Annotated in this window: 12 protein-coding genes; 5 read left to right on the forward strand and 7 right to left on the reverse strand. The window is 33.8% G+C overall.

Annotated elements, in window-relative coordinates; all coding sequences use genetic code 11:
• Window positions 1-98: 98 nt before the first annotated feature.
• The 4 genes from C7384_RS06250 to C7384_RS06265 all read right to left on the reverse strand — a co-directional run bounded on the left by C7384_RS06250 (window position 99) and on the right by C7384_RS06265 (window position 2,843).
• Window positions 99-1,169 carry a site-specific integrase gene (locus tag C7384_RS06250; RefSeq protein ID WP_089940529.1) on the reverse strand — a complete coding sequence of 357 codons (1,071 nt, stop codon included), beginning with the start codon at window positions 1,167-1,169 and terminating at the stop codon, window positions 99-101.
• A gap of 190 nt (window positions 1,170-1,359) precedes the next feature.
• Window positions 1,360-1,761, reverse strand: coding sequence for a hypothetical protein (locus C7384_RS06255; RefSeq protein ID WP_207771558.1), 402 nt, complete (start codon window positions 1,759-1,761; stop codon window positions 1,360-1,362).
• Between the two features lie 6 nt (window positions 1,762-1,767).
• Window positions 1,768-2,151, reverse strand: coding sequence for a hypothetical protein (locus C7384_RS06260; protein WP_089940472.1), 384 nt, complete (start codon window positions 2,149-2,151; stop codon window positions 1,768-1,770).
• Entirely contained in the window at window positions 2,148-2,843 is a 696-nt protein-coding gene (locus C7384_RS06265) for a LexA family protein (protein WP_089940469.1), read from the reverse strand. Before C7384_RS06265 ends, C7384_RS06260 begins: the two co-directional genes overlap by 4 nt.
• A 128-nt stretch (window positions 2,844-2,971) precedes the next feature.
• Between C7384_RS06265 and C7384_RS06270 the strand changes: the two genes are divergently transcribed.
• The gene (locus C7384_RS06270) at window positions 2,972-3,184 is read left to right on the forward strand and encodes a helix-turn-helix domain-containing protein (RefSeq protein WP_089940466.1); all 213 of its coding nucleotides are present in this window, start codon (window positions 2,972-2,974) and stop codon (window positions 3,182-3,184) included.
• Window positions 3,185-3,364: 180 nt separating this feature from the next.
• Here C7384_RS06270 and C7384_RS06275 read toward each other — a convergent pair whose 3' ends face one another.
• Window positions 3,365-3,556: a hypothetical protein gene (locus tag C7384_RS06275; RefSeq protein ID WP_089940464.1), complete on the reverse strand. Its 192-nt coding sequence runs from the start codon at window positions 3,554-3,556 to the stop codon at window positions 3,365-3,367.
• A 92-nt stretch (window positions 3,557-3,648) separates the two neighbouring features.
• On the opposite strand from C7384_RS06275, the gene C7384_RS06280 reads away from it, so the two are divergent.
• Window positions 3,649-3,840, forward strand: coding sequence for a hypothetical protein (locus C7384_RS06280; RefSeq protein ID WP_089940461.1), 192 nt, complete (start codon window positions 3,649-3,651; stop codon window positions 3,838-3,840).
• A 4-nt stretch (window positions 3,841-3,844) separates the two neighbouring features.
• On the opposite strand, the gene C7384_RS08145 is transcribed toward C7384_RS06280, so the two are convergent.
• Window positions 3,845-3,991 (reverse strand): hypothetical protein, encoded by a 147-nt coding sequence (locus C7384_RS08145; protein WP_165806787.1) that lies wholly within the window; start codon window positions 3,989-3,991, stop codon window positions 3,845-3,847.
• Between the two features lie 274 nt (window positions 3,992-4,265).
• On the opposite strand from C7384_RS08145, the gene C7384_RS06285 reads away from it, so the two are divergent.
• Window positions 4,266-4,454 carry a hypothetical protein gene (locus tag C7384_RS06285; RefSeq protein ID WP_089940458.1) on the forward strand — a complete coding sequence of 63 codons (189 nt, stop codon included), beginning with the start codon at window positions 4,266-4,268 and terminating at the stop codon, window positions 4,452-4,454.
• Here the strand turns inward: C7384_RS06285 and C7384_RS06290 are convergent.
• Window positions 4,440-4,799, reverse strand: a complete 360-nt coding sequence (locus C7384_RS06290) for a DUF2513 domain-containing protein (protein ID WP_089940455.1) — start codon at window positions 4,797-4,799, stop codon at window positions 4,440-4,442. The genes C7384_RS06285 and C7384_RS06290 overlap by 15 nt on opposite strands.
• 78 nt (window positions 4,800-4,877) lie before the next feature.
• On the opposite strand from C7384_RS06290, the gene C7384_RS06295 reads away from it, so the two are divergent.
• Together C7384_RS06295 and C7384_RS06300 are read left to right on the forward strand one after the other, a co-directional pair.
• Complete coding sequence (locus tag C7384_RS06295) at window positions 4,878-5,576, forward strand: ORF6C domain-containing protein (RefSeq protein WP_116585381.1); 699 nt, start codon at window positions 4,878-4,880, stop codon at window positions 5,574-5,576.
• Window positions 5,577-5,621: 45 nt separating this feature from the next.
• On the forward strand, window positions 5,622-5,828 hold the full coding sequence (locus C7384_RS06300; protein ID WP_116585382.1) for a hypothetical protein: 207 nt from the start codon (window positions 5,622-5,624) through the stop codon (window positions 5,826-5,828).
• The last annotated feature ends 172 nt before the right edge of the window (window positions 5,829-6,000 follow it).

The raw sequence follows: 6,000 nt of genomic DNA on the forward strand, positions 1-6,000 counted from the left end.
ACGTGATTATACCGGGGTTTTTCTTTGTTATAGTTAACTGTGTTTTTCTGTATTTTTCTGTTTAATTCTGTGTAGTTCTGTAAATATTTAGACACTTTTTAGACGGATTTAGACTTAAAAACGGATGTCATAATCTGTTGTGTCTTTTCCTCCTCAATTTCCTTTTGAGAATTAAGAAGGTGGGTATACACGTCGATTGTAGTGGATATATTCTTGTGACCTAGGCGAGCAGAAACGTATTTAATATCAACACCTTGGCTGAGTAATAAAGAACCGTGAGAGTGTCTTAGAGCGTGAAATGATACGGTCTTGATACCAAGCTCCTTGATTGCCTTTTTTAATGTCTTACCAGCTCCATAATTGCTGACATCTGCTATTAGCCCATCGATTCCTTTAAGCTCTTCTAGTAAGTCGTCATCAACAGAAATAACCCGATTGCTTGACTCTGTTTTGGTTGATTTAACATGACGGTACTGGTCAAGTGCTTTATTAACAGAAATAGTCTTATTTTTAAAATCAATATCATCAGATTGTAGCGCCATAATTTCACCAATACGCATTCCGGTATGAATAGAAATGTAAATGGCCAAGTATGATTTTGAATGTGGATATTGAATCAATTTTTCCTTAACGTAACGATCCAATTTTATTAGTTCCTTATCTTCTAAGAACTTGTCATAAGCTGACTTACCAGCCGTACCTACAAGCTGAATACGGATAGTGGGGTTATTCTTAATGATTCCGTCAGCATAGGCGTCTTCTAAAGCCTGGCTAATATGATTTTTTCTTTTAGCTACGGTTTCCTTTGAGTGGTCCTTGCCAAACTCGTTAATAAAATTTTGAAAGTCGGTGCGGGTGAAATCCAGTAGCTTCACATCGGGCAGATACTTAACGATATTATCGAGCGTGTTTTGGTACTGATATTGAGTAGCTGATTCCATTTTTGATTTATAGGTATCGACCCATTTTTCAAAATATTCTGATAACAGCATATTTTCATATTTATTTTTTACTCGATCAACATAGCCTGCTTCGATTTCAGATGCCCACAAAATAGCTTCCTTTTTTGTGCGAAAGCCTTGCTTACTTAACTGTTTATATTTTCCATTCTCTTTAACAGAAACCCTAGCTCTGTATTTTCCGCCTTGTGTTTTGGTATATGTCGCCATATTTATTTCCTAACTAACTTTTGAATAATTGTAATTTTTTAACTTTTACATGACATACAATGTGATGTAAATTGACAAAAACGCTATTTTGATGATTTACAATGAAGATATATCTGTAATAAACCTTAAAATTTGAAAAATTGGGATAAATAAAAAGGCTTATGCCTTATGTACGCCCCGCGGGGCTTTTTTATTTAGTACTAACAACAGTTCCTTTAATAAACCAAGATCCAAGTGATGATTTTGTTTCTGATATTTTAAACTTGATATGTTGTCCCTTTTTTAAGTTGTGTTGCTGTTTATCTGGATAGAAATTCAGGTGTTCTCCAGCCCATATATTCTGACCAAGAGGAGTATTATTTTCTACACTGGCAATTTCAACATCTATTATTTTTCCGTCCAAGTTTTCACCGGCATTTAATTTTTTCTCTGCAACCGTCGTAGTATAGTCTGCCTTTACATTATTATCACTGTAAACTTTAAAACCAATTACTCCGATAATTGCGATAACAATTACTGCTAATATTGAAATTAATACTTTTTTGTTCAAATTTCCTCTCCTTATAGCTTTTAACGTGATTCCTGCCTGCACGTTTATTTATACTTTTCTTCTATTCAGGACGGTAGCTCTTTCTATTCTTTTGTTTGCCCAATTAATTTTTTCATTTAGCATATCTATTTGATCTGAATATTCTAACTTAAAATATTTTTTTGATAAGTTTAAAATTTCTAATTCTAAAGCATACATTTTTAATTTCCGAGCTACAATGGCTGCTTTTTCAAATGTTGCCGGGGATTGATAACCTATTTCCCACGCTTGAAATATAGCATTTAAACTTTCTTTATACTGTTTATTTAGGTTCAATTGATGAGATAGTTTATATAAATTTAGCCCTTTATTAAAAGTGTCATCGGAAATATCATCTAGTGCAGTTAGTTTTATATTGTTAAAATTTATTTCTTTATATTCAAAGCTTTTCATATCTTTTTAAAATCTGTTATTGCTTGTACGAGTAAACCAATGATTTGAATGGGAGGATTGTCATTGTCGACGTCCTCCTTTTTATATTCAAATGGTTTGAACTGAGGTAACCAGCTATCTGGTTCAAAACGAATACGATCAGGATATTGATATATGTGCTTTAAAGTTGCCATTTCGCCGTCGATTATAACCGCACATATATCCCCATTAGATATATCAGATGTATCAACTTTTGCTAATATAGCAATACTTCCATTATGGATTACTTTATTCATACTTTCGCCGTTAATTCTAAGAGCTAGTAGATTGTCTTTACCATACCGCTTAATTAAATTATCTTCTATTGTTATATTTCCATCTATATCTTCCTTGGCACCTTCTGGATACCCAGCAGCGATTCGACCATAAATTGGGATAGATACAGTGGATGGAGTAGATGAGATCGAAACTTCATTTGGCAGTTTTTCAGGAACTATTCCGGCTAACTGAAGTATTTCTTCTCTTGATATCCGTAAGCCTTTAGCAATACGTTCAAGCGTATCAACTTTAGGTATATTTCTTTTTCCATTTTCTACCTGTGACAAATAAGGCTGTGATACTCCAGCCTGAAGAGCAGCCTGACTAGTGCTATATCCTTTTTGTTTCCGTATATCTTTAAGCCGTATTCCAAATTCTACATTACTTACTTTCATGATATCTCCTATTATCAATAGTATATAAGACATCTTACAAAAGTTAATAAATTATTTATAAAAAGTTATTGCAAAAAGATATAAAAAGTTATATACTTAATGCATAAGTTAATGAAAGGAGCAAACAAATGGTAGCTTATTGGAAAATAAAAGATACCGAAAATTGGCAGCGTTTAGTATCTGAACGTGGATATACTGAATCGTCTCTTGGACGACTTATTGGAGTTACGTACCAATCAATGTACAACTACCGTAAGAATCATGCAGGAATGCTTCCTGATAAGGCTAAAAAAATGGCCGATTTACTTGGGGGAAAGACAACTGATTTTTTTTATCAATAAAATATTGCAAAAGTATATAATTTAACCGTACACACCAAGAATTACAGAACCAATAACCAAACAGAAAGGAGAGAACATAATTGCAAAATAAAAAACTATCTAAATTAAAAATTAGACAGCTTGATGAAATTTCAAGAAATGATGAGTATAGCTTACAGACAAGGATTAACGCCACCAATGCTATTTTGGAAAATTATCCTTCACGAAATCAAAAGAAACGTTCACTAATTCATAGGTTAATTTCATCAGTGTTTGGCCTTGTTTAGAGTTCTCATCAATGTCGTTGTCGGTTATGAATTTTTTAGATTTTTCTAGCATGATAATTTGCAATTCATAAGCTTCACGAGAAACAGGAAATTCATTTTTATTCATACCTAGTTATTCCTTTCCTAAATTTCAGCGTGGGGCTGATAAGGAAAGTATAGCAAATCTAAACACCAACCAAACAGAAAGGAGGTGAATAAATGAATTGGAAAGACGTTGAAAAATTAAATTTAGGCCGGATAGAATTACACAACTTAACTTCCGATTGTCAAAAAGAAGTAAGTGAGAATGTTAGGAAATTGTTAGACAAGCTAGATTTAAAACAAATCGAAAAAATACAGCTCTTGGAGTATTTAACTCAAGAACTGTATTGGGACCTTATTAATCGTTAAGAAACTAATTCAATGAAAGATTGTGTTTCATAGCTTTCTTAGCCGCTTCGATGTAACAGTCAAGTTGTTCGTCTAAGTTCAAGTTTGACTTACTGGATACAACGGCATTGGCGAATGAATCTGGATTAACTGGTACTTTTTGAATATTCATTGTGATATACCTCCTTTCCTAAATTTCGGCTGCAACCGATAGGAAAAGTATAGCAAATCTAAATAATAACCAAATAGAAAGGAGGTGATGACGTGGTAAAGCCAATCATCGAAGTAGCAATCGAAAACATGGACGAGTTTAATTAGCTAATTAAAAAAGCTCAGAAACAGAGTTCTGAACTTCAACATACTTTGTTTGAAATTACAGCGTTCAACCCAAAAATTAGTTATCAAATCTCTGAAGAGAAACAACGTTAGAAAAGGGGGGTCTCGGTATGAAAGATGAGTCAATTACTTATTACAAAGATATGGAGGGTAATAATCATATTATTTCAATTGGAACGGGAATAATGTTAAAGACTCCTAAAGAAATTATTCAAAAAATTAAAAAAATACTCCCCAAAGAAAACAAGGGTATTTTCATATTTTACAAAGGTATGAATTACATGTTAGATATCGATTAATTCCAGAACTACATTTTCAGCAGTTATTGATATCACATCTAAAGAAACAGAGTTTAATTTACTCGTTTTTGCAAGGACAGTATCCCATACTTGCTGATTACGAATATTATCTAAAAGAGATTGACCTTTGTAGGTAAGCCTATTAATAAATATTTCACCATTTTCTATCAGATCAATAAATCCACCTTCGCTAAGAATGTGTAAATAATATTCAACATATTCAAGAGATTCTTGAATATTATCGTGAACGTTTTTGGCAGTCAAAACATTCAAAAAATCATCGCTTAATTGTTTATTTTCAATATTAATAAGCAAAATTCTTACTACATTTTTATTGAATTCCATTATATTTTCTCCTTTCAATTTACTAGGCACTGCAATGCCAGTAACAAAAGAATATCACAAACACTTGGAGGCGTTTAAATGAGCGAAATTAAAGTATTCGATAACTTAAAAGTTAAAGAAGATAACGGCCAGGTAATGTTTGACGCTGAAACCGCAGCATTTGGAATCGGACTTACAAAAAAGTCGAAGGGTTCTGAGTATGTTAGGTGGGAACGCGTTAATGATTATCTTGGGTTGTCCAAAAGTGGACAACTAATTAAACGTGGTGATTTCATCACTGAACCACAGCTTTACAAGTTAGCAATTAAGGCAAATAGCTCACAAGCTGAAAAATTTCAAGACTGGGTTACATCGGAAGTGCTACCAAGCATTCGCCAAACGGGCAGTTACTCAATTAGTACTGATCCGTTGTCAATTTTAAAAACAACATACGATGCTTTGAAATTACAAGAAGCTAAGCAAAACAAGTTAGAAGAGCGCTTTGATAGTTTTGAAGATGCTCAAGAGATTCGTAGCTGGGAACAGCAAGAATTACTTAACTTGCGCCGTAACCGTGTGTTTTCAATTTTAGGTGACAAGTACACCAAGGCTTACAAAGAATTGTCTAGCGAAGTATTCCAAGCGATTAGCAAGGACTTCAAGCGTCAATTCAACGTGCCACGATATAACGCGCTACCACGTAAGAAGTTCGACGAAGCTAAGAAGTTCTTCAATAATTGGGAGCCTAATAACTTGCTGGAACTTGCTATCCGTGGCGCTAACCAAGAAACAGCATAGGAGTAATGAATTAAAAGGATAGCAAAATATAGAAAGGAGGGGAATATGGCTTTTGATCCAAATGGAAGCCGTATGTTTAATATTCAAGGCTTGATGGAAGAAATGCAGACATCTCGAGAAAAGGTTGAATCATTAGTCAGCATGCCGGGGTGTCCTGAATTTTATTATCCTAATCAAAAAAGGCCGGTTTATCCAGAGTCGGAAATGTTGGCCTTTATTAAAGCAAAGACGACCTATAAGAGGCCGATGTAGGAGGTAAAACATGGAATGGGTTTTATTAGTTTTTAGCACAATATTGCTGTTCGTAAGCTTCTTAATGTTAATTAGCCTAAACGATAGAGTAGAACAGTTAACTAATTTGCTTAATGGAAAGGTAGACCGATGGGAGCTTTAAATTTGTGGCTGAATGACTTCATTATCTCGG

This window comes from Convivina intestini (assembly GCF_003096575.1).
GTDB classification, from domain to species: domain Bacteria; phylum Bacillota; class Bacilli; order Lactobacillales; family Lactobacillaceae; genus Convivina; species Convivina intestini.